Below are 23,206 nucleotides of genomic sequence, written 5' to 3'. Positions count from 1 at the left end.
CCAGATCTATCAACAGACTTAGCGAGGAGCGCAACCATGCACGAGATTCCCAATCTCCCCTTCCCAAGCCTGCACGTACCTGAGCAGACGACCACGCAACAAGCCGGTGCCCAACAGCCCGAGCCGAAAGAAGCCGCCGAAAGCCGTCCGGCCGACAGCAAAGAGTAAGTAACACCCGCCGTACAGACCGTGTGGAAAGCGCTAACATGCGCTTTCCACACTGCCTGAAGCCCGAGCCTGCCATGACCGACGAATCCTTTAACGAACAACAGGCTGAAATCCTCATCGGCGCCACCGAGAAGATGATCGAGATCTGGAGCCGCCTCTCGCCCGAGAAGCAAGCCGCCCTGCTCGCCCGTTTCGGCAGCGAAGAAAATGCCCTCGCCGCACTGGTCACCACGCAACTGGTCGCCCCGGCCAAATAGTTTTACTTTTCCCCGCCGCAGCATCGTCCACGCCGGTATCATGAGCAGCCTATCTATTCTGCTCTCCCCGTGGATCGTTACCCATGTCGTCCTCTATGCCAGAACCCCAGCGCCCCCTGGCGGTCACGCTGCAAGTCGTTTCCATCGTCCTGTTCACCTTCATCGGCTACCTGAATATCGGCATTCCGCTGGCCGTGCTGCCCGGCTACGTGCATAGCGACCTGGGCTTCGGCGCGGTCATCGCCGGCCTGGTGATCAGCGTGCAATACCTCGCCACCCTGCTCAGCCGCCCATATGCCGGCAAGATCATCGACAACAAGGGCAGCAAACGCGCGGTGATGATTGGTCTGGCCGGTTGTGGCTTGAGCGGTGTGTTCATGTTGATTTCGGCCTGGACCCCGAACCTGCCGATGCTCAGCCTGATCAGCCTGTTCATCGGCCGTCTGGTGCTCGGCAGCGCGGAAAGTCTCGTCGGCTCCGGATCGATCGGCTGGGGCATCGGCCGCGTCGGCGCGGCCAACACGGCCAAAGTCATTTCGTGGAACGGCATCGCCAGTTACGGCGCGCTGGCGATCGGTGCGCCGCTGGGCGTGTGGCTGGTCAGCCGTTTCGGTCTCTGGAGCATGGGCGTGAGCATTCTGTTGCTTGCAGCGCTGGGCCTGCTGCTGGCCTGGCCGAAAACCGCCGCGCCGATTGTCGCTGGCGAGCGCTTGCCGTTCATGCATGTGCTGGGTCGCGTCTTTCCCCACGGCTGCGGACTGGCGCTGGGCTCGATCGGTTTCGGCACCATCGCTACCTTCATCACGTTGTATTACGCCACCCAGCATTGGGATAACGCGGTGCTGTGCCTGAGTCTGTTCGGTGCCAGCTTCATTGGCGCGCGACTGCTGTTCGGCAACCTGATCAACCGTCTCGGCGGCTTTCGCGTGGCGATTGCCTGCCTGTCGGTGGAAACACTGGGGCTGCTATTGCTATGGCTGGCGCCGGATGCGCACTGGGCATTGGCGGGTGCGGCGCTGAGCGGTTTCGGCTTCTCGCTGGTGTTCCCGGCGCTGGGCGTGGAAGCGGTGAACCTGGTGCCGGCTTCCAGCCGTGGCGCGGCGGTTGGCGCCTACTCGCTGTTCATCGATCTGTCGCTGGGGATCACCGGGCCGCTGGCCGGGGCGATTGCGGCGGGCTTCGGTTTTGCCTCGATCTTCCTGTTCGCCGCGATCGCCGCGGTGAGCGGCCTGGCGTTGAGCGTCTATCTGTACCGCCACACGTCGAAGTACCGCGAAGACTAGAAATCCACCTTGCCGCGCCCGGCCTTGATGCTGCCGCGCTTGGTCTTCGACTCCAGCCGACGCTTCTTCGACCCCAGCGTCGGCTTGGTTGGACGGCGCTTCTTTTCTATCTTGGTGGCGCTGAGAATCAGTTCGGTCAGACGCTCCAGTGCATCAGCGCGATTCTGTTCCTGCGTGCGGTATTGCTGAGCCTTGATGATCAACACGCCGTCGCTGGTGATGCGAGTGTCGCGAAGCGCCAACAGCCGCTCCTTGTAGAACTCGGGCAAGGACGAGGCGGGAATATCAAAGCGCAGGTGCACGGCGCTGGAGACCTTGTTGACGTTCTGCCCGCCGGCCCCTTGGGCGCGGATGGCAGTCAGTTCGATCTCGGCATCCGGCAGATGCACGTTATTGGAAATCTTCAGCATTGCATTCTCATCGTAGAGCCTGTTTCGCCGTACCTGTAGCGGCTACGGTCAGCTTGACCTTGGGTGTGCTTTCAGTGTCGCGCCTTTTCACTATACACGGCGACTATCAGGCGAAACGGGCAGGCGAAACGGAAAAACTTCCGGGAGAAATGCCCCGTCAACATGGGGGGCATTAATCAGTGCCAACGAGCGCCGTACTACGTAGAATATCGCCACGGCAATGAGCAACCGAGACAAGAACGTCCTCGATTACTGTTCAAACATTGCACTTACTCGATCAATGCAGGAAGCATAACCATGAGCAATAAAGCAGTTATCGTTTTTAGCGGCGGGCAGGATTCAACAACCTGTTTGATCCATGCCTTGACCCACTACGATGAAATCCACTGCATCACGTTTGACTATGGCCAGCGCCATCGCGCAGAAATTGAAGTTGCACAGCAACTGGCAAAAGAACTTGGTGTGACCGTACACAAGACCATGGACGTGTCGCTGCTGAACGAACTGGCCATCAGCAGCCTGACGCGCGACAACATTCCAGTCCCGACCATCAATAGTTCAGGAGAAAGCCTGCCGAGTACATTTGTGCCGGGCCGGAACATCCTGTTTTTGACCCTGGCTTCCATATATGCGTACCAGGTTCAGGCCAAGACCGTCATTACCGGTGTTTGTGAAACAGACTTCTCTGGCTACCCGGATTGCCGAGATGACTTTGTAAAGGCACTGAACAAAGCCCTTGAACTGGGTATGGATTACAAATTGACCCTGGACACTCCGCTGATGTGGCTGAACAAAGCGGAAACCTGGGCGCTGGCCGATTACCATAACCGGCTGGAGTTCATTCGCGACCAGACACTGACCTGCTACAACGGCATCAAAGGCAACGGCTGTTCCAATTGCGACGCCTGTAATCTTCGCGCCAAAGGCCTCAACGAGTTCCTGAACAACAAAGAACAGGTTGCGCACAGCCTGAAAGCAAAACTGAATCTGAACTGAGTATATAACGACACATCAAGCGCTCACCCGGCATGACAGCAACAACACACCCGGTGAGCGCCATCCTGCATTATTGCGTCTGACCGCCAGTCAGGTACTTCTTGAACAATGCCCTTGCCCCGTAGGCAGGCAAGACATTAAAGAAAGCGAAGCCTACCTTTATCGCAATCTGGACGTAGATCATGTTCAGTATCGCGCTGGTTTCCATCGCGCCATAAAATGCGATGAAGCAGAAAAGAAAGCTGTCGATGATCACCGCAAACAACGTACTTAAAAACACGCGCAAAAACAGGAATCTGGAGTTCGTGAGCTCCTTGATTTTGCACAACAAGTACGAGTTGATATTCTCGGAAACCAGAAATGAAACAGAAGAGGCTACCAGGACAGAAGACAACTGACTGATAACGTCATTGTAAGGCCCATCGAGCTTCCAGCCCGGCAGCCCGGGGAGATGTGTCGTGATGGCCAGCAAAATGATGATGGCCGCGTTGCTGATAAAAGCAAAAAGTATCGCTTTTCGCGCAAGCCTGAGACCGAACGTCTCATTCAACAAATCGACGATCAGAAAGGTCAACGGATAAAGAAAGGTACCCGGCGTTACGATAATATCAAAGTATTCCAGATAGATCGGTTTGGTCGCGGCGATACTGGTAAAGATGTACAGCGTAAACAACATGAGGTTCAGAATGATATAGATCATCCAGGAACTCTCATGACGATCATTCAGATCATAGGCGGTGAGCGTCTCTCCCTGGGAATAAAACTTCTTGTACAGGTTTTTGACTTCTATCTTGTTCAGATTGTCCATAATCTCACTATTCAACACTTCACTCAGTTTTATTTTAATAATCTTGCCGGTCGCGATGACCATGATGACGGCCAGGCTTTTTCCATTTTCAAACCCCAATAGCTTGTACTTGCTGTTTTCCATTTCAACACTACAACCCATTAAATCGTTCCTCGATTATATCCCCGACAACACAAATGCGATCCGTAGCAACGCTGATCTCTTTGGTTATAAGCAGCCTGTTTGTGATCTTGTCATACACCAGCTTTTCCCTATCGCCGGTCGACGAGCCTTTCTGCACGATCAATAGATCGCCTGGCTCATGTAAACCATTGATCTCGTTCTCCAGCAGCACACCTATCAAGTTGAAGGAGGTGCCGAAATAGTAAGTCAACGGGTAAATCGTGGCCAACTCGCCTATCCTTTTATCCAGACTCTGGATAACCAGGCTCTCTTTTATGATAGGCACTGCCGCCGGATTCATATTCCCCTGCGGAGAAATACTGCTTTCTATTATTTCCTTCTCTTCAAAATCGATCGTTTCTATTTCCTCATAGGAAACGCCGAAAAAATCAGAAATCTTGCGAACCGTGGACTGCTGTACGTTGACCACCTTCCCTTCGAGAATATTATAGATGGTAGTTCGGGTCAGGCCACTGGAGTTGCACAAGGACAGCTGCGTCTCCCCACGACTTTTAATCAAGTACTTGATGTTGTTTTTCAGATTCTCCGATCTTTCTCTTCTGTGCATGAAGTGCTTACCATCCATTTATAACTGTAATTGACATCACACCCCGAGCGCTCACTCATGGATCACTCAAGTCAAGTGGGTCATTACAGTTTTATCCGTATCAAAGCCGCGCGCGATCATAGCATCCTCCCTCCTTGAGTGACTAAACGACACCGCATAGTCCAGGTCAGCAAAATCTGTACTGACTTGTTAGTTCTCCTTTTCGTCACCCGTGACACCTGGAAAGTCACGCCTGCCGAGCTGCAGTTTTACACCCTTCAGGGGGACAAAAAGAATCATTTTATTTGAACAATGTTCATTTTTCTGATTAATCTTGTGGCGTTCCCAAGCAAAAAATCTATGATGCATCCGGCGATTCTCTCCTCACGGTTACGAGCAGAGGTCATGAAAACCGGCTGTTTAAACAGGCTTTAGTTTTGCGCGCATCGCCGCCAGAACACGGATCGGCCTGTATGGCGCTTGGCAGAACATGGACGCAGGTACGCACACGCAGGACCAGGGAAGACGCGCGGTTGTTCGTTGCGCGCAACAAACAGGGAAGGAATACAGACAATGCCAGTCAATACCGAACAGCTTACGAACCAGGCCGACTTACTGCGACGTGGCCTGGCGGATCTTCGGGCGGAAGACGCCGAACTCGCACAGATCCTCGACGCTGAAGTCACGCGTCAACACCGGACTCTCTCGCTGGTCTCCTCCTCTTGCGCAGTCAAGCCTCGCACCTTGGTGGCATCGGCGTCGGCGCTGGTCAACGTGACGGCCGAGGGCATGCCCGGCAGGCGCTATAACGCCGGGTGCGAGAACGTCACCCGGGTCGAGTCGCTGGCCATCCGAAGAGCCCGGGAGCTGTTCGACGCCCAGTACGCCAACGTGCAGTCACACTCGGCGTCGAACGCCAACTACCAGGTGCTCACCGGCCTGCTTGAACCGGGAGATACGCTGCTGGGAATGGCCGTCGAACACGGAGGTCATCTCACCCACGGCAGCACCGCCGCGTTTTCGGGCGACCACTACAAGGCGATCCAGTACGGCACGACCGCCGACGGCCTGATCGATTACGACAACGTACGCCGACTGGCCCTCGACCACCGCCCGCGCATCATCATGTGCTGCGCCACCGCCTATTCACAGGTTGTGGACTTCGAACGATTCCGTGAGATTGCCGATGAGGCCGGAGCGATACTGCTCGCTGATATTTCGCACATCGCCGGACTGGTTGCCACCGGGCGACATCCGAGCCCGATCAACGTTGCACACGTCACCACGACCTGCACGCACAAGCAACTCATGGGCCCCCGCGGCGGCCTGATCCTTTCCGGCCGAGACGCGAACACCAAGGTACCCGGCCTGAGGACAACCTTCAGTCGTGCCCTTGACCAAGCCGTGTTTCCCGGAATGCAGGGCGCGCCGGCGGTCAACATGATCGCGGCCAAGGCGGCGGCACTGGGCTATGCCAGGTCGGCAGAGTTCGACGCCTACATGGCGCGGATCCGGAGCACGGCCGATGAACTCGCCAGTGCGTTTCAGGCACATGACTACGAGGTCGTGGGCGGGCGCAGTGAAAACCACGCGATTCTGCTTCGGCTGCGCAGCGGTATCACCGGCGCCATTGCGGAGTCAGCGCTGGAGCACTGCGGGATCATCGTCAACAAACACCGCGTCCCCGGCGAGACCCGATCATCCCTCGTGACCAGTGGGCTGCGCATCGGCACCGGCTCCATCGCGCAACGCCACATCGACGCCCGGGGATGCCGGCAGATTGTCGATCTGATGTGCCGGATTCTGGACAACGTGACGCCGCTCGGCGAGCAGGACTACACGCTGGAGCCCACGCTGAGGGAGCAATTCCGCCTACAGACCGAAGCGCTGTGCACGCTGTATCCCATCGCTGACTACGCATAGCAGCTGGAGTGGCTCGTAACTCGCAGAAGCCTCCAGAATCTGCAAACACAAAAAACCCGGCACTTGGCCGGGTTTGTTGTTTCTGCAGAGTCGCTTATTTGGAAGCGCCTGCTGCAGACAGCGCTTGCTGCGCACCACGCTTGTTCTTGATCACGTAGCAGACCCACATGAACACGACCCACACCGGAATCGCATACACCGAGATCTGGATGCCCGGGATCAGCAACATCACACCCAGAATGAACGCGACGAACGCCAGGCAGATGTAGTTGCCGTACGGGTACCACAGCGCCTTGAACAGCGGCTTCTGGTTGGTCTTGTTCATGTGCTGGCGGAACTTGAAGTGCGAGAAGCTGATCATCGCCCAGTTGATCACCAGCGTTGCAACTACCAGCGACATCAGCAGTTCCAGCGCGTGTTGCGGGATCAGGTAGTTGAGCAACACGGCCACCAGCGTTACCGCCGCCGACGCCAGGATCGAACGTACCGGCACGCCGCGCTTGTCGATCTTCGCCAGGCCTTTCGGCGCATCGCCCTGCTCAGCCATGCCCAACAACATGCGGCTGTTGCAGTAGGTACCGCTGTTGTACACCGACAGTGCGGCGGTCAACACCACGAAGTTGAGGATGTGCGCGGCGGTGCTGCTGCCGAGCATCGAGAACACTTGCACGAACGGGCTGCCGCTGTAGGAGTCGCCCGACGCATTGAGGGTTTCCAGCAGGCTGTCCCATGGGGTCAGCGACAGCAGGATCACCAGTGCGCCGATGTAGAAAATCAGGATCCGGTAGATCACCTGGTTGATCGCTTTCGGGATCACGGTTTTCGGCTTGTCGGCTTCGGCGGCGGTGAAACCGAGCATTTCCAGACCACCGAAGGAGAACATGATGATCGCCATGGCCATAACCAGACCGCTGACGCCGTTCGGGAAGAAACCGCCGTGAGACCACAGGTTGCTGACCGACGCCTGCGGGCCGCCATGGCCGCTGACCAGCAGATAGCTGCCCAGGGCAATCATGCCGACGATCGCCACGACCTTGATGATCGCGAACCAGAATTCGGCTTCACCGAAGACTTTGACGTTGGCCAGGTTGATCGCGTTGATCAGAATGAAGAAGGCGGCGGCGGTGACCCAGCTCGGGATCTCCGGCGCCCAGTAGTGGATGTACTTGCCGACCGCAGTCAGCTCCGACATGCCCACCAGGATGTACAGGATCCAGCAGTTCCAGCCCGACAGGAAACCGGCAAAGCCGCCCCAGTACTTGTGCGCAAAGTGGCTGAAGGAGCCGGCCACCGGCTCTTCGACGATCATCTCGCCGAGCTGGCGCATGATCATGAAAGCGATGAAGCCGCAGATGGCATAGCCGAGGATCATCGACGGGCCGGCAGATTTCAGCACCCCGGCCGAGCCCAGGAACAATCCGGTACCGATCGCGCCACCGAGGGCGATCAGTTGAATGTGGCGATTTTTCAGGCCGCGTTTCAGCTCGCCTGATTGCGAGTTTTGTCCACTCATGAAAAAGGTCTCACGCAAGGTTTGATGATGTTCAGTAGACGTTGCTGCAAGGTTGCGATTTCAACCAACCTTGATCAAACCCCAGCGCAGGCACCAGGAATTCAGCTTTTTTACAACGGTCATGCGTCACCTGTTTGTTTTTATCTGTGACGAAATCGAACCCGACACGCTCGTGACGCGACGGAGTGAACAAGACGGATAGCCTTGAGGTATACGCGATTACGCAGAGGGTCACAGTTAAAACGCGGCGCATTGTACACCGCTAACCCCCTGCTGCCAGACCCCGCTGGATCAGCGTGTCGGTTGCCGGGATTGCGTGTGTCCGCCCCGAGAGGCTCGGGCGGCTGCAAAAATTGAGTCAGGCCTTTGCAGGCCATCGGCGTGGACGATGGAAAATCCGTCCCACGTAGAGAAGTGAAAATGGATATCGGCGTTCATTGCGCCTCCTTCTTGTTATGCACCTGCACGACAGGCATGGGGCGCATCTCACCTCTCAAACGAGCCTGAAACAAGCACGCCAGAGCCCTGCGCCGGCCCATATCGACAGGGCTTCGGCAGGTTTTCCTTACAGCCTTGCAAAGGCGCACGATCCACGGGACTCCGGGGCTTTTTCCGTAAATATTTGCTGACAGTGCGTAACGTATAGTTTCCACAGCAGACGAATCGAGAAGGGGTCCGCCCGTGGCTGTTAGCTCGCTAACTATTTGAAAGTGCTTCAGGTTTTTTGTTTTCAAATAAGAAAAAACCGCTGAAAAAAAGAAATAAAAAATCCAAAAAAAAACGCCAACCCGAAGGTTGGCGTTTTTTCATTCAGCGCTGAATACGATCATTCAGGCTTCTTGCGACCGAAACCCGGACGCTGGCCGGAACCGGCCGGTGCGCCACGGCGCTTGCCCGACGGCTTGTCATCATCAGCCAGTTTGATGCCTGGACGCTTCGGCGCCGGCTTGGCCGGGCGCTTGGTGTCGGCTGGACGATCCGCCACCGGCGTACCGCGACCGGCCGGAGCACCCCGCTCGCCACGCTCGCCACGCTCGGTACGGCCATTGGCCGGACGCGGAGCGCGCTCGCCGTCACGTGCTGCAGGCTTGCGACCTGGACGCTCGCCTTCGATCTGTGGCTCTCGCACTTGACGCGGGCCGGCAGCCGCCGGTGCGCCATTGGCCGGACGCAGGGTACGCACGCGCTCGGTACGGGCCATCGGGCGCGACGACTTGCGCTGCATGCGGTCGAGCTTGTCTTTGCTCTTGGCGTTCAGTTGCGGCATGGCTACCGGGGTCAGGCCGACTTCAGCACTCAGAATATCGACTTCGTACTGGCTCATTTCGCGCCAGCGGCCCATCGGCAGGTCGGAGTTGAGGAACACCGGACCGAAACGCACGCGCTTCAGGCGGCTGACCACCAGACCCTGGGATTCCCACAGACGACGCACTTCACGGTTACGACCTTCCATCACCACGCAGTGATACCAGTGGTTGAAGCCTTCGCCACCCGGTGCCTGTTTGATGTCGGTGAAACGCGCCGGGCCGTCTTCCAGCACAACACCGGCCTTCAGACGTTCGATCATCTCGTCATCGACTTCGCCGCGAACACGGACCGCGTACTCACGGTCCATCTCGTAGGACGGGTGCATCAGGCGGTTGGCCAGCTCACCGTCGGTGGTGAACATCAGCAGGCCGGTGGTGTTGATGTCGAGACGACCGATGTTGATCCAGCGCCCTTCTTTCGGACGCGGCAACTTGTCGAACACGGTCGGACGGCCTTCCGGGTCGTCACGGGTGCAGATCTCGCCATCGGGCTTGTTGTACATGATCACGCGGCGGACCGACTCGGCAGCCTCTTCACGCTTGATGACCTTGCCATCAATGGTGATTGCATCGTGCATGTCGACGCGCAGGCCGAGGGTGGCGTCTTTGCCGTTGACCTTGATCCGGCCCTGGCTGATCCACGCTTCTACGTCACGGCGCGAGCCGACGCCGATACGGGCGAGGACTTTCTGCAGTTTTTCGCCTGCTGGGCCGATTTCCTGGTCGTCTTTCTGGTTGTCACTCATCTGGGCACCTCCCGGTGTGGTCTGTTCAGCGGCTCAGGATTGAGCCCGCTGAAACGTTGAAATCTGGGTTTTCGGGCGAAGGGATCGCCGAAGGGTCGCGAATCATACGCGGATGTGTTCGTTCGCGCATCAGAGACTAGTCGATCAGGGCAAGGTTATTTCTTTTTCCGCCGACCGGTGGCACCGAGCTTGATCAGGCGCAGCGAAGCTTCGGCGAGCACCGTGCGCTTGTCGTCCTTGTCGAGTTTCTTCCAGGCCCTGATCTCGCGCTTGCTGCGACCGCAGCCGAGACAGACGTCGTCGCTGAACTTGCAAAGGCTGATGCACGGGTCCTTGGTTGAGCTCATGCTCAATCTTCGAACTCGCGGCGTTCGGCTTCGATGGCTTCGGCCAGTGCCCGGGCTTCGGCTTCTTCTTCGCTCAGTTCTGGTTCCGGATCTGGAGCGGGCTGTTCAAGCCGGGCGACGGCGGCCAACAGTTTTTCCCGGGCTTCGGCCACGCCGAGCACATCGTCTTCCTGCTCGGGCTCGGGCTCAAACTCAGGCTCAAATTCCGATTCAGGCTCAAAATCGGCCTCCGGCTCTGCTTCGGGCTCGACCGGCGCTTCGACCGAATCGGACTCAAACCCCGACGGCATCGGCTCGCCATCCGCGACGTCACGCAGCAAATCGTCGAAGTCGGTCTTGATCCCCTCCTCCATGCTGTCCAGTTCCAGCAGCAGCGTGTGGAAACTGGTTTCCTCCTTCGGCTCTTCCGGCTCGGCGCTGGCATCGGCCAGTTCCTGCAAGCCCGGCGGCACTGGAGCGTCGTCGAAGTCGAGCACCGGATCCGGCTCGATCTCACGCAGCTCGGCCAGCGGCGGCAACTCGTCGAGGCTCTTGAGGTTGAAGTGATCGAGAAACAGCTTGGTGGTGGCGAACATCGCCGGCTTGCCCGGCACATCGCGGTAACCAACGATGCGGATCCACTCACGCTCCATCAGCGTCTTGACGATGTTGGTGTTGACCGCCACGCCACGCACGTCTTCGATCTCGCCGCGGGTGATCGGCTGGCGATAGGCAATCAACGCCATGGTTTCCAGCAGGGCCCGGGAATAACGCTGCGGGCGCTCTTCCCACAGGCGGCCGACCCATGGCGCGAACTTCTCGCGGATCTGCAGGCGATAGCCGGAGGCAACCTCCACGAGCTCGAACGCCCGCCCCTCGCAGGACTTGCCGAGCAGGGTCAGTGCCTTCTTGAAGACCGGCGGTTCCGGCCGTTCGCCTTCCTCGAACAACTCGTACAGGCGTTCAAGGGTTTGCGGCTTTCCCGAGGCCAACAGAAAGGCTTCAAGCAGGGGCGCCAGCTCGCGGGGTTCACTCAGGTTCATATCGGGACTCGTTATTCGGCTCGGGCTCGCACGTGGATCGCGGCGAACGGCTCATTCTGCACCAGCTCGACCAAGGATTCCTTGACCAGTTCAAGGATCGCCATGAAGGTCACCACCACACCGAGCCGACCTTCCTCGGCGGTGAACAGCTCGACGAACGGCACAAATCCGGCACCCTTGAGCCGTTCCAGCACGTCGCTCATGCGTTCGCGGGTGGACAGTGCCTCGCGGCTGACCTGATGGCTTTCGAACATGTCGCCACGGCGCAGCACTTCGGCCATGGACATCAATATTTCTTCCAGCGCCACGTCCGGCAACAGTTTGCGCGCCCGGGCTTCCGGGGCATCAAGCTTGGGCACGATCACGTCGCGACCGACCCGACTCAGACCGTCGATGCCTTCGGCAGCGGCCTTGAAGCGTTCGTATTCCTGCAGGCGGCGGATCAGTTCGGCGCGCGGGTCGTCCTCTTCCTCTTCGACGGTTTCGGCCCGGGGCAGCAGCATCCGCGACTTGATCTCGGCCAGCATCGCCGCCATCACCAGATACTCGGCGGCCAGTTCCAGGCGCACCGACTGCATCAACTCGACATAGCCCATGTACTGGCGGGTGATTTCCGCCACCGGGATGTCGAGGATGTTGATGTTCTGTTTGCGGATCAGGTACAGCAGCAGATCGAGCGGGCCTTCGAAGGCTTCGAGGAAGACTTCCAGGGCGTCCGGCGGGATGTACAGGTCCAGCGGCATTTCCGTGACGGCCTGGCCATAGACCATGGCAAACGGCAGTTCCTGCTGGGCACCGGCCTGGGGATCAACGGTTTCCACTGCGGACATTCAGGCCTCGACCATGAACGGAGCCGGATCGCCGCAACCGACGCGGACCACTTCCGGATCGTCGCCGGTCAGGTCAATCACGGTGGAGGCCTTGATGCCGCCGAAACCGCCGTCGATGATCAGGTCCACTTGATGCTCGAGCAACTGGCGCATTTCGTACGGATCGCTCAGCGGGTCTTCATCGCCCGGCATGATCAAGGTCACGCTCATCAGCGGCTCGCCCAGTTCGGCAAGCAACGCCAAAGCGATCGGATGGCTCGGCACCCGCAGGCCGATGGTGCGCTTCTTCGGGTGCAGCAACAGCCGTGGCACTTCGCGGGTGGCATTGAGAATGAACGTGTAAGGCCCCGGCAAATGAGCCTTGAGAATACGGAAGGTGCCGGTGTCGATCTTGGCGTAATTGCCCAGTTGCGACAGGTCGCTGCAGATCAGCGCGAAGTTGTGCTTTTCGTCGAGCTGACGCAGGCGACGAACGCGCTCGATGCCGTTCTTGTCGCCGATCTGGCAACCGATTGCGTAGGAAGAGTCCGTTGGATAGACCACCACCCCGCCTTTGCGGATGATTTCGACCGCCTGTTTGATCAGGCGCGCTTGCGGGTTTTCCGGATGGATCTGGAAAAATTGACTCACATTCTCTACCTGTTCAGACGGCGGCAATAACTGTGTCATGTTTGAACCGACACCACAGGGGTGGAAGGTCCTCCGGCACCGGCCGGTACTGGCCGATCTCGGACCAGCCACCAGGGCCATGGAAATCACTGCCGGCGCTGACCAGCAGACCGAACTCACGGGCAAGGATTGCAAGGCTGCCCACCTGTTCCGCAGGCTGATGACCGTTGACCACTTCGATCGCATGCCCGCCCGCTTGAATATAGTCGGCAATCAGCTTTCGGCGCTTGCTGCGCGTGAAATCGTAGTGCCAGGGATGCGCCAGACTGACCCACGCCCCGGCGGCGCGCAGCGTGCCAACGGTGTCTTCGAGGGTCGGCCAGTGTTGCTTGACGTCCCCCAGCTTGCCGGCGCCGAGCCATTTACGAAACGCCTCGGCGCGATCCTTTACAAAACCTTCACGCACCATCCAGTCAGCGAAATGCGGACGGGCCGGCGCGTTGCCGCTGTCGCCCAGTTCCTGCTGGATCTGCCGCGCGCCGTCGAGCGCATTCGGCATGCCCTTGAGGGCGAGCTTGCGGCTTATTTCTTCAGACCGTAGCCAGCGGCCATCGTGCAGCTTCGCAATCGCCTCGACCAATGGCGCGGCGTTGACGTCGAAACCGTAGCCCAGCACATGAATGGTGGCACCGCCCCAGGTGCAGGACAGCTCGACGCCGTTGACCAATTGCATCCCCAATTTCGTGGCCGCAATGCGCGCCTCGGCCAGGCCTTCGAGGGTATCGTGATCGGTCAGGGCCAGGACTCGCACGCCGTTCTCGAACGCACGCGCAACCAGTGCCGCAGGCGCCAGGGCGCCATCGGAGGCCGTGCTGTGGCAGTGCAAATCAACATTCACGGGGATGTGTAACCTCAAATCAGCTGGCGCTATCGCGCGCCCATATGTTTGTTATTATGCCGCCACATCCAGCTTCTGGCTCTCACTGTGAAACAATTCATCGATTTCATCCCGCTTCTGCTGTTCTTCATCGTCTACAAACTCGATCCACGCACCGTCGACGTCGCCGGTCATGAGTTGACGGTTGGCGGCATTTACAGCGCCACCGCTGTGCTGATCATGAGCTCCCTGGTGGTCTATGGCGCGCTCTTCATCAAGCAGCGCAAGCTGGAAAAGAGCCAGTGGTTGACCCTGATTGCCTGCCTCGTGTTCGGCAGCCTGACCCTGGCCTTCCACAGCGAAACCTTCCTGAAGTGGAAAGCCCCGGTGGTCAACTGGCTGTTCGCCCTGGCCTTCCTCGGCAGCCATTTCATCGGTGACCGCCTGCTGATCAAACGCATCATGGGTCACGCAGTGACGCTGCCGGAACCGATCTGGGCGCGCCTGAACATCGCCTGGATCGCTTTCTTGCTGTTCTGCGGCGCCGCCAACCTGTTCGTCGCTTTCACCTTCCAGGACTACTGGGTGGACTTCAAGGTATTCGGCAGCCTGGGCCTGACCGTGCTGTTCTTGGTCGCTCAGGGCATCTACCTGACCCGTCACCTGCACGACGCCGATACCACAACGCCAAAAACCGAGGACTGACATGCTCTACGCAATCATTGCCACCGACGTCGCCAACTCCCTGGACGCGCGCCTCGCCGCCCGCCCGGCCCACCTTGAACGCCTGCAAGTGCTCAAGGGCGAAGGCCGCATCGTCCTGGCCGGCCCGCACCCGGCCGTCGACAACAATGATCCGGGCGCTGCGGGTTTCACCGGCAGCCTGATCGTCGCCGAATTCGACTCCCTGAGCGCTGCGCAAGCCTGGGCCGATGCCGATCCGTACATCGCCGCCGGTGTCTACGCCAATGTTGTCGTGAAGCCGTTCAAGCAAGTCCTGCCGTAACTTTCCCCCGCCCGTGTCCCCACGCGATGAACCTTGTCGGTTCATCGCGTTCTCAATCGCTCATTATTCTCGTTTGCCGGCCGACAACCTGCCCAATATCCATTTGGTAACAGGAGTCGCGATGCGCAAGGGTCCGTTGTGTCTGATGTTGGTCACGTTGTCGATCGTGGCGCCCGCCCATGGTGTAGAAACCACCGAAAGCGGCAACTCCACGCCGCTTTCGTTGAGCGCCGGCAGCCAGATCACCGAGTTGCAGCAGCGCCTGAAGGCCAGCGAGCAGCAGCGGGAAGAACTGAGCAAACAACTGCAAGATGCCGACAACACCCGCGAAAGCGCCCAGCTTGCCCGGTTGCGCCAAGAGAACCAGCGCCTGAAGCTGCAACTCAAGGAAGCCCAGGCCAGCCCGCTGCCGCGCCTGCTGACCGAACAGCAGCAATGGTTCGTCACCGGTGCCGGGGTAGCGCTATTGGCCCTGCTCTGCGGTATCTTTGCCAGTGGTGCAAGTCGAAAACGTCGACAATGGCTAAATTGAGTGAGTCATGAGCGAGCTGTTACTGATTGATGATGACGAGGAGCTGTGTGAGCTCCTGAGCAGTTGGCTGAGCCAGGAAGGCTTTCAGGTCCGTGCGTGTCACGACGGCCAGAGCGCCCGCAAGGCACTGGCCGAGACCGCGCCTGCCGCCGTGGTGCTGGACGTGATGCTCCCTGACGGCAGCGGTCTGGAACTGCTCAAGCAACTGCGCAACGACCACCCCGACCTGCCGGTGCTGATGCTCTCGGCTCGCGGCGAGCCGCTGGATCGCATCCTCGGCCTGGAACTGGGCGCCGACGATTACCTGGCCAAACCGTGCGACCCGCGCGAGCTCACCGCGCGCCTGCGCGCTGTGCTGCGCCGCAGTCACCCGGCCGCCGTCTCGACCCAACTTGAGTTGGGTGATTTGAGTTTCAGCCCGGTGCGTGGCGTGGTCAGCATCGACGAGAAGGAATTCACCCTCACCGTTTCCGAAAGCCGTCTGCTCGAAGCCCTGCTCAAGCAACCCGGCGAGCCGCTGGACAAACAGGAACTGGCGCAGATCGCCCTCGGCCGCAAGCTGACCCTGTACGACCGCAGCCTGGACATGCACGTCAGCAACCTGCGCAAGAAGATCGGCCCCCACGCCGACGGCCGCCCGCGCATCGTCGCCCTGCGCAGCCGCGGCTACTATTACAGCCTCTGAATCCCCGCACCCGGACGCTTTGTCAGTTTGATGACAAAGCGTCTTTACCCAAGCTTTACCCAGCGCTGACCGCCGCTGACCTTGATCTCCGTAATCTGGACTCATCCGGAACGTACCGGGAACGAGACAAGGAGATACACCATGCGCAAGACTCTTATCGCTCTGATGTTCGCTGCCGCTCTGCCAACCGTCGCCATGGCCGTGCCGCAGGATGGTGGCCCGATGGGCGGGCCGGACGGTGGCTGGCGCCACGGCGGTCAGATGCACGGCATGCACGGCAAAGGCCCGTACAGCCAGTTGGACCTGTCCCGTGAACAGCGCGAGCAGATCCGCAAGATCATGGGCGAACAGATGCACGAACGTAAGCAGACGGTCGAGAAATACCTGGAGAAACTCTCGCCAGCCGACCAGAAAGCCATGAAAGACGAGATGGCGGCCAACCACAAGAAAGCCGAATCCGATGTCCGCGCCGTGCTGAAGCCGGATCAACAGAAGAAATTCGACGAGATCCAGAAGAAACAGGCCGAGCGTCGCGCCGAATGGGCTGAATTCAAGGCCTGGAAAGCGCAACAGCCGCAAAAGGCGCAATAATGCTCTAGCGTCACGCCCCGACCCAACGGCTCACCGCCGTTGGGTTTTCTTTGTTTGAGGACTTTCCGTGCGTTCATTGTTCTGGCGTATTCTCGCGAGCTTCTGGCTGGCCATCGCTCTGGTTGCAGGGCTTTCCATTCTGCTGGGGCACATGCTCAACCAGGACGCGTGGATCCTCAGCCGCCATCCGGGCCTCAACACCCTGGCCGCCGACTGGACGCAGACCTACGAAACCCAGGGCGAAGACGCCGCCCAGGACATCCTCGAACAACGCAAACGCCAATACCACATCGACGTGCAAGTGCTGAACGAGAGCGGCGACCCCGTGGTGCGTGGCACCTTCCCCCGTCGCGCGGCCGCCTTCGAAGCACGGCAGAACAACGACGACCGACGCCTGCCATGGCGACGGCTGACCGATGAATTCACCAGCGAAAAAAGCGGCGACACCTACCTCTTTATCTACCGCATCCCGCATCCGGAACTCGATGCCTGGCACCGCGAAAGCCTGCTCTGGCCATTGAGTGCGCTGGGTATCGCATTGGTGGTGCTGACCCTGTTCAGCCTGCTGGTGACCTTCTCCATCACCCGTCCGCTCAGCCGTTTGCGCGGCGCGGTGCACGATCTGGGGCAGACCACCTATCAGCAGAACAGCCTGGCGAAACTGGCCAACCGTCGCGATGAGTTCGGCGTGCTCGCCAACGATTTCAACCGCATGGGCGCACGCCTGCAAAGCCTGATCGGCAGTCAGCGCCAACTGCTGCGCGACGTGTCCCACGAGCTGCGCTCACCGCTGGCACGTCTGCGCATCGCACTGGCACTGGCTGAACGGGCGAGCCCGGAAGAACGGGAAAAACTCTGGCCACGCCTGACCCGCGAGTGCGATCGACTGGAAGCGTTGATCAGCGAAATCCTGGTGCTGGCGCGGGTCGACGCCGACAACGCCAGTGCCGAAGCCGTGGACCTGAATGCTCTGCTGGGCTCTCTGCAAAAGGACGCACAACTCGGCTCGCCGGAGCAGACCGTCCGCCTGGAGGCCGAACCGCAGCTCAACATGACGGGGTGGCCGACCATGATCGAGCGCGCCGTGGACAACCTGCTGCGCAATGCCCAGCGCTTCAACCCGGTGGGGCAGTCGATCGAAATGCAGGCTTCACGTCAGGGCGAGCGAATCGTTGTCAGCGTGCGCGACCACGGGCCGGGGGTGCAGGCCGAACATTTGAATCAGTTGGGCGAACCGTTTTATCGGGCACCGGGGCAGACTGCGGCCGGGCATGGCCTGGGCCTGGCGATCGCCCGGCGAGCGGCCGAGCGACATGGCGGGACACTGGTGCTGGCCAATCACCCGCAGGGCGGGTTTGTGGCCAGTCTTGAATTGCCGCTGGAGCCGGGGGCCGTTGTTCAGCCCTGATGATCCTCAGTGTCAGGCCTTACCCGGCCAGGCACTGACAAACTCCGCCAGATCAACCTTCTCGGCCACTCGCGGTTCTTTCTGCGGGGTGCCGAGGTACAGGAACGCAATCACCTCTTCGCCATCCGTCAGCCCCAAACCCTTGGCGACATGTTTCGAGTAAGCCAGATCACCGGTGCGCCATACCGCGCCAATCCCTTGCGCGTAGGCCGCCAGCAGAATCCCGTGCGCCGCACAGCCCGCCGCCAGCAACTGCTCGGCCTTCGGGTATTTGACGTGTTCCTGCAACTTGGCGATGACCACCACCACCAGCGGCGCCCGCAGCGGGCCGTTGCGCGCCTTGTCGATCATCGCTTCGGTGACTTCGCCTTCCTGCATCTGCGCCGCTTCGGCCAGCAACTCGCCCATCTGCTCACGCGCCGCGCCTTCGACGGTCAGGAAGCGATACGGCTGCAAATGCCCGTGATCCGGTGCACGGGTCGCGGCGGCAAACAGCACTTCGCGCTGTTCGGCGGTGGGGGCCGGATCGATCAGTCGTGGAACGGAAACACGGTTGAGCAAAGCGTCGAGAGCCTGCATCGGCCACCTCCTGAAAAAATGTCCGGCTATTCTAGCTGCAAGTGATCCGGCCGCGTCGGTTTACATGCCTTGCCCCGCAGGTAGAATGGCGCCCTTCCCACATCAGCCCGAGCGGACTTCATGGCGTTGCCGACCTTACGGATCATTGGTTTCATCATCGGCATCTTCCTGATCACCCTGGCCATCGCCATGGTCGTGCCCATGGCCACCCTGGTGATTTTCGACCGCACCGGCGATCTGCCGTCGTTCCTCTGGGCGAGCATGATCACCTTCCTCGCCGGCCTCGCGCTGGTGATTCCCGGGCGCCCGGAACACATTCACCTGCGTCCCCGCGACATGTATCTGCTGACCGTCACCAGTTGGCTGGTGGTGTGCATCTTCGCCGCGCTGCCGTTTTTGCTGACCCAGCACATTAGCTACACCGACTCGTTCTTCGAAAGCATGTCTGGCATCACGGCCACCGGCTCGACCGTATTGAGCGGGCTGGACACCATGTCCCCGGGCATCCTGATGTGGCGCTCGCTGCTGCACTGGCTCGGCGGCATCGGCTTCATCGGCATGGCGGTGGCGATTCTGCCGCTGCTGCGCATCGGCGGCATGCGCCTGTTCCAGACCGAATCCTCGGACCGCTCGGAAAAGGTCATGCCCCGCTCGCACATGGTGGCGCGGCTGATCGTGGCGGCTTACGTGGGCATCACCATTCTCGGCAGTCTGGCGTTCTGGTGGGCGGGCATGAGTCCGTTCGATGCGATCAACCACGCGATGTCGGCGATCTCCACCGGCGGTTTCTCGACCTCCGACCAATCTCTGGCCAAGTGGACACAACCGGCGGTGCACTGGGTGGCAGTGGTGGTGATGATCCTCGGCAGCCTGCCGTTCACCCTGTACGTGGCGACGCTGCGCGGCAATCGCCGGGCGCTGATCAAGGATCAACAGGTGCAGGGTTTGCTCGGCATGTTGCTGGTGACCTGGCTGGTGCTCGGCACCTGGTACTGGTGGACTACCAACCTGCATTGGCTGGACGCCCTTCGCCATGTGGCGCTGAACGTGACGTCAGTGGTCACCACCACCGGATTCGCATTGGGGGATTACAGCCTGTGGGGCAATTTCTCACTGATGCTGTTCTTTTATCTGGGCTTCGTCGGTGGCTGCTCCGGCTCGACGGCGGGCGGGATCAAGATCTTCCGCTTCCAGGTCGCCTACATCCTGCTCAAGGCCAACCTTAACCAGTTGATCCACCCACGCGCGGTGATCAAGCAGAAGTACAACGGTCATCGCCTCGACGAGGAAATCGTCCGGTCGATCCTGACGTTCTCGTTCTTCTTCGCCATTACCATCTGCGTGATCGCCCTGCTGCTGTCGCTGCTGGGCGTGGACTGGATGACCGCGTTGACCGGCGCCGCCAGCACCGTGTCCGGCGTCGGCCCGGGCTTGGGCGAGACCATCGGCCCGGCCGGCAACTTCGCCAGCCTACCGGATGCGGCCAAGTGGATTCTGTCGTTCGGCATGCTGCTCGGCCGACTGGAGATCATTACGGTGTTTGTGCTGTGTATTCCGGCATTCTGGCGTCACTGATCGCGTTCGGCGCCTCCAGCAACCGCGCCCGGTAATCGCCGGGCGTGGTGTCGAACCAGCGGCGGAAGGCACGGAAGAAATTGCTCGGATCGGCAAACCCCAGCAAATAGGCAATCTCCAGCAAGGTCATGCTCGGCTGCGCCAGGTATTGCTCGGCGAGTTCTCGGCGGGTGTCATCGAGCAACTGCTGAAAACTGGTGCCCTCCTCCTGCAAACGCCGTTGCAAGGTGCGCTGCGACAGGTGCAGGGTCTGCGCCACGGTATCGCGCTTGGGCTCGCCCTGCGGCAGCAAGCGGCACAACACCTGACGCGCCTTGTGGGTCACACGGCTTTCGGAAAACCGCGCCAGATATTCCCCGGCAAACCGGTCGTGCAGCAGCGCCATCGCCTCGTTGGCGGTGGGCAGCGGCGCTTCCATGTCGGCGCGTTCGAAGATCAGCGCGTCATACGGCGCGTTGAACACCAGCGGTGCATGAAAGGCTTGCTTGTAGGGTTCAAGATCATCGGGCTCATCGCCCTGCACCAGCACTTTGCGCGGGTGCAAGGTGCGCCCGGTCAACCAGCCGCACAGCGCCAGCGCGCAGGCCAGCGAGGCTTCGGCACTTTGCCGGGTCGGCGGCAGATGATCGCCGTGCACCGTCAGAATCAGCGCATAACCTTCGTCGAGCAGGCGAAAACTCAAGTCGGCACTTTCGGCAATGATCCGCTGATAACGCACCAGTCGCTGAAAGCCTTCGGCCAGGGTGTTGCTGGACATCAGCGCGTAGCCCGCCACATGGAACGACGCCGGTCGCACCACCTTGCCCATGTTCAGACCGATGGCGGGATTGCCGGACAGCTCGACCGCCCGTTGCCAGAGTCGGGTCATGGAATCCTGAGGGAAGCGTGCGTCCGGATCCTCCAGCGCCGCGTAGTCGAGCCCCAGCTGTTTGAACAGAACCCGGCAATCCAGGCCGTCCATTTCCAGTGCCTTGACAATCCCCATCGCCCAGCTTGCAGATGTCGTTCGTTCGCTCATGGCGTTTTTTCTTGGATGACATGGTGAGCCGCATACTACGGCCGATTTCCCAAGGATAGTAAAGTGGCGCCGATTGTCACTGGCCGACGCCAATGATCACTCTAGACTCAAATAAGCTACCCACCGAACAACTTGCAATCAGAACAATAACCACAGAGATCGCGGTCGTGGAAACCATCAAGCCTTTCAACAGCTTCGCCGAGTTCTATCCGTATTACCTCAGCGAACACAGCAACAGCACCTGCCGTCGCCTGCATTTCATCGGGACGACGCTGGTGATCTTCATTCTCGCGATGACCATCGCCAAGGGCGCCTGGCTGCTGTTGCTGGCCCTGCCGCTGGCCGGCTACAGCTTCGCCTGGGTCGGCCATTTCTTTTTCGAGAAGAACCGGCCGGCGACATTCCAGCATCCGTTCTACAGCCTGCTGGGGGATTTCGTCATGTACCGCGACATGATCCTGGGCCGCGTGGCGTTCTAGAAACCCTGACCAAGAGGATTGCCGATGAATGCCAATGCCCGTTTCACCCATATGAAGGACGGCACGCAGGAAGACTGGGCGATCATCGCGGCGGACTTCAGCGCCTACGCCCGTCAACTGCCGGGCCGGATCATGGCGCACCTGAAATTGCTCGAAGGTGATTTCGGCGGGTTTCCGGTGGATCGCCTGACCCACTCGCTGCAAACCGCCACCCGCGCCTGGCGCGATGGGCGTGACGAGGAATACGTGGTCTGCGCCCTGCTCCACGACATCGGCGACACGCTGGGCTCCTACAATCACCCGGACATCGCCGCCGCCATTCTCAAGCCGTTCGTCAGCGCCGAGAACCTGTGGATGGTGGAAAAGCACGGGATCTTCCAGGGCTACTACTTCTTCCATCACCTGGGCATGGATCGGCACCTGCGCGAGCAGTTCAGCGGTCATCCGCAGTATCAGGCGACCGCGGAATTCTGCGCGAAATACGACGCGGCGGCATTCGACCCGGATTACGACACCCTGCCGCTGAGTTTCTTCGAACCGATGATGGAGCGGCTGTTCGCCCGGCCGAAGAACTCCATCTACAAGGCTGCGATGGAAGAACACGCCCCGGCCTGAGTTGATTTGAAAACTCAGGCCAGCTCGGCGACCTTGGCCGCTTTCAGTTCGGCCTCCCGCGCCTGCGCATCCGCCAGGCGATACAGCTCGATTGTGCCGTCCCAGTGTTCGATCAGCGCCGTGCACGACTCCACCCAGTCACCGCAATTGAGGTAATCCACCTCGCCGACCTTGCGGATCTCGGCATGGTGAATGTGCCCGCACACCACGCCGTGCAATTCGCGCTTCACGCACTCATGAGCGATGGCTTCTTCGAAGTCGCTGATGAAGCTCACTGCGGTCTTCACCTTGTGCTTGAGATAGGCCGACAGCGACCAATAGCCGTAACCGTATTTCGCCCGCCAGTGATTGAGCCAGCGATTGAGGGTCAGGGTGAATTCGTAGGCCGAGTCGCCGAGAAAGGCCAGCCAGCGGTGATAACGGGTGATCACGTCGAACTGGTCGCCGTGGATCACCAGCAAATGCCGGCCATCGGCCGTGACATGCACCGCTTCGTCGACCAACTGGATGTTGCCCAGGATCAGTTTCGAATAGCGACGCAGGAATTCGTCATGGTTGCCGGTGACGTAGATCACCTCGGTGCCGCGCTTGCTCATGGTCAGCAAGCGGCGGATCACGTTGGTGTGCGCCTGGGGCCAGTACATGCCGCCGCGCAGTTTCCAGCCGTCGATGATGTCACCGACCAGGTAGATCTTGTCGGCGTGATAACCCTTGAGAAATTGCGACAGATGCTCGGCCTGGCAATCCCGCGTGCCCAGATGCACGTCGGAAATCCACAAGGTGCGAACCCTTTGTTTACGGCTGGGTCTGGCGAGCTCGGCGCTGGTCATGGGCAACCCTCTGCGATGTTTTCGCCACTGTGCGCGAGCCCGGTTAATCGACCATGACAGGCGTGCGTCAGTCTTGTGACAAA

27 protein-coding genes are annotated in these 23,206 nt (G+C 59.8%); 14 read left to right on the top strand and 13 right to left on the bottom strand.

The genetic code is table 11. The features are described 5' to 3' along the window. Positions 1–36: 36 nt before the first annotated feature. From IF199_RS30455 to IF199_RS07840, 3 genes are all read left to right on the top strand, one after another. Positions 37–168 carry a hypothetical protein gene (locus tag IF199_RS30455; RefSeq protein ID WP_255261961.1) on the top strand — a complete coding sequence of 44 codons (132 nt, stop codon included), beginning with the start codon at positions 37–39 and terminating at the stop codon, positions 166–168. 38 nt (positions 169–206) lie between these two features. Further along, positions 207–425, top strand: a complete 219-nt coding sequence (locus IF199_RS07845) for a hypothetical protein (protein ID WP_096822214.1) — start codon at positions 207–209, stop codon at positions 423–425. Between the two features lie 95 nt (positions 426–520). Then, positions 521–1,708, top strand: a complete 1,188-nt coding sequence (locus IF199_RS07840) for an MFS transporter (protein WP_192560914.1) — start codon at positions 521–523, stop codon at positions 1,706–1,708. Here IF199_RS07840 and arfB read toward each other — a convergent pair. Further along, a complete protein-coding gene (gene arfB / locus IF199_RS07835; protein WP_096822216.1) occupies positions 1,705–2,118 on the bottom strand; it encodes an alternative ribosome rescue aminoacyl-tRNA hydrolase ArfB in 414 nt (137 codons plus the stop codon). The genes IF199_RS07840 and arfB overlap by 4 nt on opposite strands. Positions 2,119–2,415: 297 nt before the next feature. Between arfB and queC the strand changes: the two genes are divergently transcribed. Further along, positions 2,416–3,114, top strand: a complete 699-nt coding sequence (gene queC / locus IF199_RS07830) for a 7-cyano-7-deazaguanine synthase QueC (protein ID WP_096822217.1) — start codon at positions 2,416–2,418, stop codon at positions 3,112–3,114. A gap of 70 nt (positions 3,115–3,184) precedes the next feature. Here queC and IF199_RS07825 read toward each other — a convergent pair whose 3' ends face one another. Next, on the bottom strand, positions 3,185–4,063 hold the full coding sequence (locus tag IF199_RS07825) for a queuosine precursor transporter (protein ID WP_096822218.1): 879 nt from the start codon (positions 4,061–4,063) through the stop codon (positions 3,185–3,187). Beyond that, a complete protein-coding gene (locus tag IF199_RS07820) occupies positions 4,053–4,652 on the bottom strand; it encodes a helix-turn-helix transcriptional regulator (protein WP_096822249.1) in 600 nt (199 codons plus the stop codon). Before IF199_RS07820 ends, IF199_RS07825 begins: the two co-directional genes overlap by 11 nt. 552 nt (positions 4,653–5,204) lie before the next feature. Here IF199_RS07820 and IF199_RS07815 point away from each other — a divergent pair. Beyond that, a complete protein-coding gene (locus tag IF199_RS07815) occupies positions 5,205–6,554 on the top strand; it encodes a serine hydroxymethyltransferase (protein ID WP_096822219.1) in 1,350 nt (449 codons plus the stop codon). A 94-nt stretch (positions 6,555–6,648) separates the two neighbouring features. On the opposite strand, the gene IF199_RS07810 is transcribed toward IF199_RS07815, so the two are convergent. The 7 genes from IF199_RS07810 to IF199_RS07780 form a co-directional block, all read right to left on the bottom strand. Next, positions 6,649–8,067: an amino acid permease gene (locus IF199_RS07810; RefSeq protein ID WP_192560079.1), complete on the bottom strand. Its 1,419-nt coding sequence runs from the start codon at positions 8,065–8,067 to the stop codon at positions 6,649–6,651. An 826-nt stretch (positions 8,068–8,893) separates the two neighbouring features. Next, entirely contained in the window at positions 8,894–10,120 is a 1,227-nt protein-coding gene (gene rluB, locus IF199_RS07805) for a 23S rRNA pseudouridine(2605) synthase RluB (RefSeq protein WP_192560078.1), read from the bottom strand. A gap of 155 nt (positions 10,121–10,275) precedes the next feature. Beyond that, entirely contained in the window at positions 10,276–10,467 is a 192-nt protein-coding gene (locus IF199_RS07800; protein WP_085733788.1) for a DUF1289 domain-containing protein, read from the bottom strand. A gap of 2 nt (positions 10,468–10,469) precedes the next feature. Further along, positions 10,470–11,489 (bottom strand): SMC-Scp complex subunit ScpB, encoded by a 1,020-nt coding sequence (gene scpB, locus IF199_RS07795; protein WP_192560077.1) that lies wholly within the window; start codon positions 11,487–11,489, stop codon positions 10,470–10,472. Positions 11,490–11,500: 11 nt separating this feature from the next. Further along, the gene (locus IF199_RS07790) at positions 11,501–12,199 is read right to left on the bottom strand and encodes a segregation and condensation protein A (RefSeq protein WP_173861343.1); all 699 of its coding nucleotides are present in this window, start codon (positions 12,197–12,199) and stop codon (positions 11,501–11,503) included. 120 nt (positions 12,200–12,319) lie between these two features. Next, entirely contained in the window at positions 12,320–12,949 is a 630-nt protein-coding gene (locus tag IF199_RS07785; protein ID WP_096822250.1) for an L-threonylcarbamoyladenylate synthase, read from the bottom strand. Positions 12,950–12,962: 13 nt separating this feature from the next. Further along, a complete protein-coding gene (locus IF199_RS07780) occupies positions 12,963–13,826 on the bottom strand; it encodes a PHP domain-containing protein (protein WP_192560076.1) in 864 nt (287 codons plus the stop codon). Positions 13,827–13,913: 87 nt separating this feature from the next. On the opposite strand from IF199_RS07780, the gene IF199_RS07775 reads away from it, so the two are divergent. The 6 genes from IF199_RS07775 (at position 13,914) to IF199_RS07750 (ending at position 18,027) form a co-directional block, all read left to right on the top strand. Then, on the top strand, positions 13,914–14,510 hold the full coding sequence (locus IF199_RS07775) for a septation protein A (RefSeq protein ID WP_192560075.1): 597 nt from the start codon (positions 13,914–13,916) through the stop codon (positions 14,508–14,510). Position 14,511: 1 nt separating this feature from the next. Then, entirely contained in the window at positions 14,512–14,811 is a 300-nt protein-coding gene (locus IF199_RS07770) for a YciI family protein (RefSeq protein WP_192560074.1), read from the top strand. Between the two features lie 121 nt (positions 14,812–14,932). Beyond that, positions 14,933–15,343, top strand: a complete 411-nt coding sequence (locus IF199_RS07765; protein ID WP_096822227.1) for an SH3 domain-containing protein — start codon at positions 14,933–14,935, stop codon at positions 15,341–15,343. 7 nt (positions 15,344–15,350) lie between these two features. Next, on the top strand, positions 15,351–16,028 hold the full coding sequence (locus tag IF199_RS07760) for a response regulator transcription factor (protein WP_096822228.1): 678 nt from the start codon (positions 15,351–15,353) through the stop codon (positions 16,026–16,028). 141 nt (positions 16,029–16,169) lie between these two features. Next, positions 16,170–16,619, top strand: a complete 450-nt coding sequence (locus IF199_RS07755) for a Spy/CpxP family protein refolding chaperone (protein ID WP_085733794.1) — start codon at positions 16,170–16,172, stop codon at positions 16,617–16,619. A gap of 67 nt (positions 16,620–16,686) precedes the next feature. Beyond that, complete coding sequence (locus IF199_RS07750) at positions 16,687–18,027, top strand: sensor histidine kinase (RefSeq protein WP_102620316.1); 1,341 nt, start codon at positions 16,687–16,689, stop codon at positions 18,025–18,027. A 12-nt stretch (positions 18,028–18,039) separates the two neighbouring features. Here IF199_RS07750 and IF199_RS07745 read toward each other — a convergent pair whose 3' ends face one another. Next, on the bottom strand, positions 18,040–18,606 hold the full coding sequence (locus IF199_RS07745; protein ID WP_096822230.1) for a nitroreductase family protein: 567 nt from the start codon (positions 18,604–18,606) through the stop codon (positions 18,040–18,042). A gap of 120 nt (positions 18,607–18,726) precedes the next feature. On the opposite strand from IF199_RS07745, the gene IF199_RS07740 reads away from it, so the two are divergent. After that, positions 18,727–20,181 carry a TrkH family potassium uptake protein gene (locus IF199_RS07740; protein WP_096822231.1) on the top strand — a complete coding sequence of 485 codons (1,455 nt, stop codon included), beginning with the start codon at positions 18,727–18,729 and terminating at the stop codon, positions 20,179–20,181. On the opposite strand, the gene IF199_RS07735 is transcribed toward IF199_RS07740, so the two are convergent. Continuing rightward, positions 20,138–21,199: an AraC family transcriptional regulator gene (locus IF199_RS07735; protein WP_192560073.1), complete on the bottom strand. Its 1,062-nt coding sequence runs from the start codon at positions 21,197–21,199 to the stop codon at positions 20,138–20,140. The two genes, IF199_RS07740 and IF199_RS07735, sit on opposite strands and share 44 nt — an antisense overlap. Positions 21,200–21,366: 167 nt before the next feature. Between IF199_RS07735 and IF199_RS07730 the strand changes: the two genes are divergently transcribed. Together IF199_RS07730 and IF199_RS07725 are read left to right on the top strand one after the other, a co-directional pair. After that, positions 21,367–21,678, top strand: coding sequence for an Mpo1-like protein (locus IF199_RS07730; protein ID WP_096822233.1), 312 nt, complete (start codon positions 21,367–21,369; stop codon positions 21,676–21,678). Between the two features lie 24 nt (positions 21,679–21,702). Then, entirely contained in the window at positions 21,703–22,293 is a 591-nt protein-coding gene (locus IF199_RS07725; RefSeq protein ID WP_192560072.1) for an HD domain-containing protein, read from the top strand. 14 nt (positions 22,294–22,307) lie between these two features. On the opposite strand, the gene IF199_RS07720 is transcribed toward IF199_RS07725, so the two are convergent. Further along, the gene (locus IF199_RS07720; protein WP_007958385.1) at positions 22,308–23,123 is read right to left on the bottom strand and encodes a UDP-2,3-diacylglucosamine diphosphatase; all 816 of its coding nucleotides are present in this window, start codon (positions 23,121–23,123) and stop codon (positions 22,308–22,310) included. Positions 23,124–23,206 lie beyond the last annotated feature (83 nt).

The sequence above is a fragment of the Pseudomonas allokribbensis genome, assembly GCF_014863605.1.
Lineage (GTDB): Bacteria > Pseudomonadota > Gammaproteobacteria > Pseudomonadales > Pseudomonadaceae > Aquipseudomonas > Aquipseudomonas allokribbensis.
The sequence above is the reverse complement of the archived record's forward strand: the minus strand, read 5'-3'. Positions and strand labels throughout refer to the sequence as shown.

Coding starts and splice junctions, on each gene's coding strand:
- IF199_RS07815 (WP_096822219.1), top strand. CDS start 5,205: ATGCCAGTCAATACCGAACAGCTTACGAACCAGGCCGACTTACTGCGA.
- IF199_RS07745 (WP_096822230.1), bottom strand. CDS start 18,606: ATGCAGGCTCTCGACGCTTTGCTCAACCGTGTTTCCGTTCCACGACTG.
- IF199_RS07820 (WP_096822249.1), bottom strand. CDS start 4,652: ATGCACAGAAGAGAAAGATCGGAGAATCTGAAAAACAACATCAAGTAC.
- arfB (WP_096822216.1), bottom strand. CDS start 2,118: ATGCTGAAGATTTCCAATAACGTGCATCTGCCGGATGCCGAGATCGAA.
- IF199_RS07735 (WP_192560073.1), bottom strand. CDS start 21,199: ATGAGCGAACGAACGACATCTGCAAGCTGGGCGATGGGGATTGTCAAG.
- IF199_RS07840 (WP_192560914.1), top strand. CDS start 521: ATGCCAGAACCCCAGCGCCCCCTGGCGGTCACGCTGCAAGTCGTTTCC.
- IF199_RS07755 (WP_085733794.1), top strand. CDS start 16,170: ATGCGCAAGACTCTTATCGCTCTGATGTTCGCTGCCGCTCTGCCAACC.
- IF199_RS07810 (WP_192560079.1), bottom strand. CDS start 8,067: ATGAGTGGACAAAACTCGCAATCAGGCGAGCTGAAACGCGGCCTGAAA.
- scpB (WP_192560077.1), bottom strand. CDS start 11,489: ATGAACCTGAGTGAACCCCGCGAGCTGGCGCCCCTGCTTGAAGCCTTT.
- IF199_RS07740 (WP_096822231.1), top strand. CDS start 18,727: ATGGCGTTGCCGACCTTACGGATCATTGGTTTCATCATCGGCATCTTC.
- IF199_RS07825 (WP_096822218.1), bottom strand. CDS start 4,063: ATGGGTTGTAGTGTTGAAATGGAAAACAGCAAGTACAAGCTATTGGGG.
- IF199_RS07800 (WP_085733788.1), bottom strand. CDS start 10,467: ATGAGCTCAACCAAGGACCCGTGCATCAGCCTTTGCAAGTTCAGCGAC.
- IF199_RS07720 (WP_007958385.1), bottom strand. CDS start 23,123: ATGACCAGCGCCGAGCTCGCCAGACCCAGCCGTAAACAAAGGGTTCGC.
- IF199_RS07765 (WP_096822227.1), top strand. CDS start 14,933: ATGCGCAAGGGTCCGTTGTGTCTGATGTTGGTCACGTTGTCGATCGTG.
- IF199_RS07770 (WP_192560074.1), top strand. CDS start 14,512: ATGCTCTACGCAATCATTGCCACCGACGTCGCCAACTCCCTGGACGCG.
- IF199_RS07760 (WP_096822228.1), top strand. CDS start 15,351: ATGAGCGAGCTGTTACTGATTGATGATGACGAGGAGCTGTGTGAGCTC.
- IF199_RS07725 (WP_192560072.1), top strand. CDS start 21,703: ATGAATGCCAATGCCCGTTTCACCCATATGAAGGACGGCACGCAGGAA.
- IF199_RS30455 (WP_255261961.1), top strand. CDS start 37: ATGCACGAGATTCCCAATCTCCCCTTCCCAAGCCTGCACGTACCTGAG.
- IF199_RS07845 (WP_096822214.1), top strand. CDS start 207: ATGCGCTTTCCACACTGCCTGAAGCCCGAGCCTGCCATGACCGACGAA.
- queC (WP_096822217.1), top strand. CDS start 2,416: ATGAGCAATAAAGCAGTTATCGTTTTTAGCGGCGGGCAGGATTCAACA.
- rluB (WP_192560078.1), bottom strand. CDS start 10,120: ATGAGTGACAACCAGAAAGACGACCAGGAAATCGGCCCAGCAGGCGAA.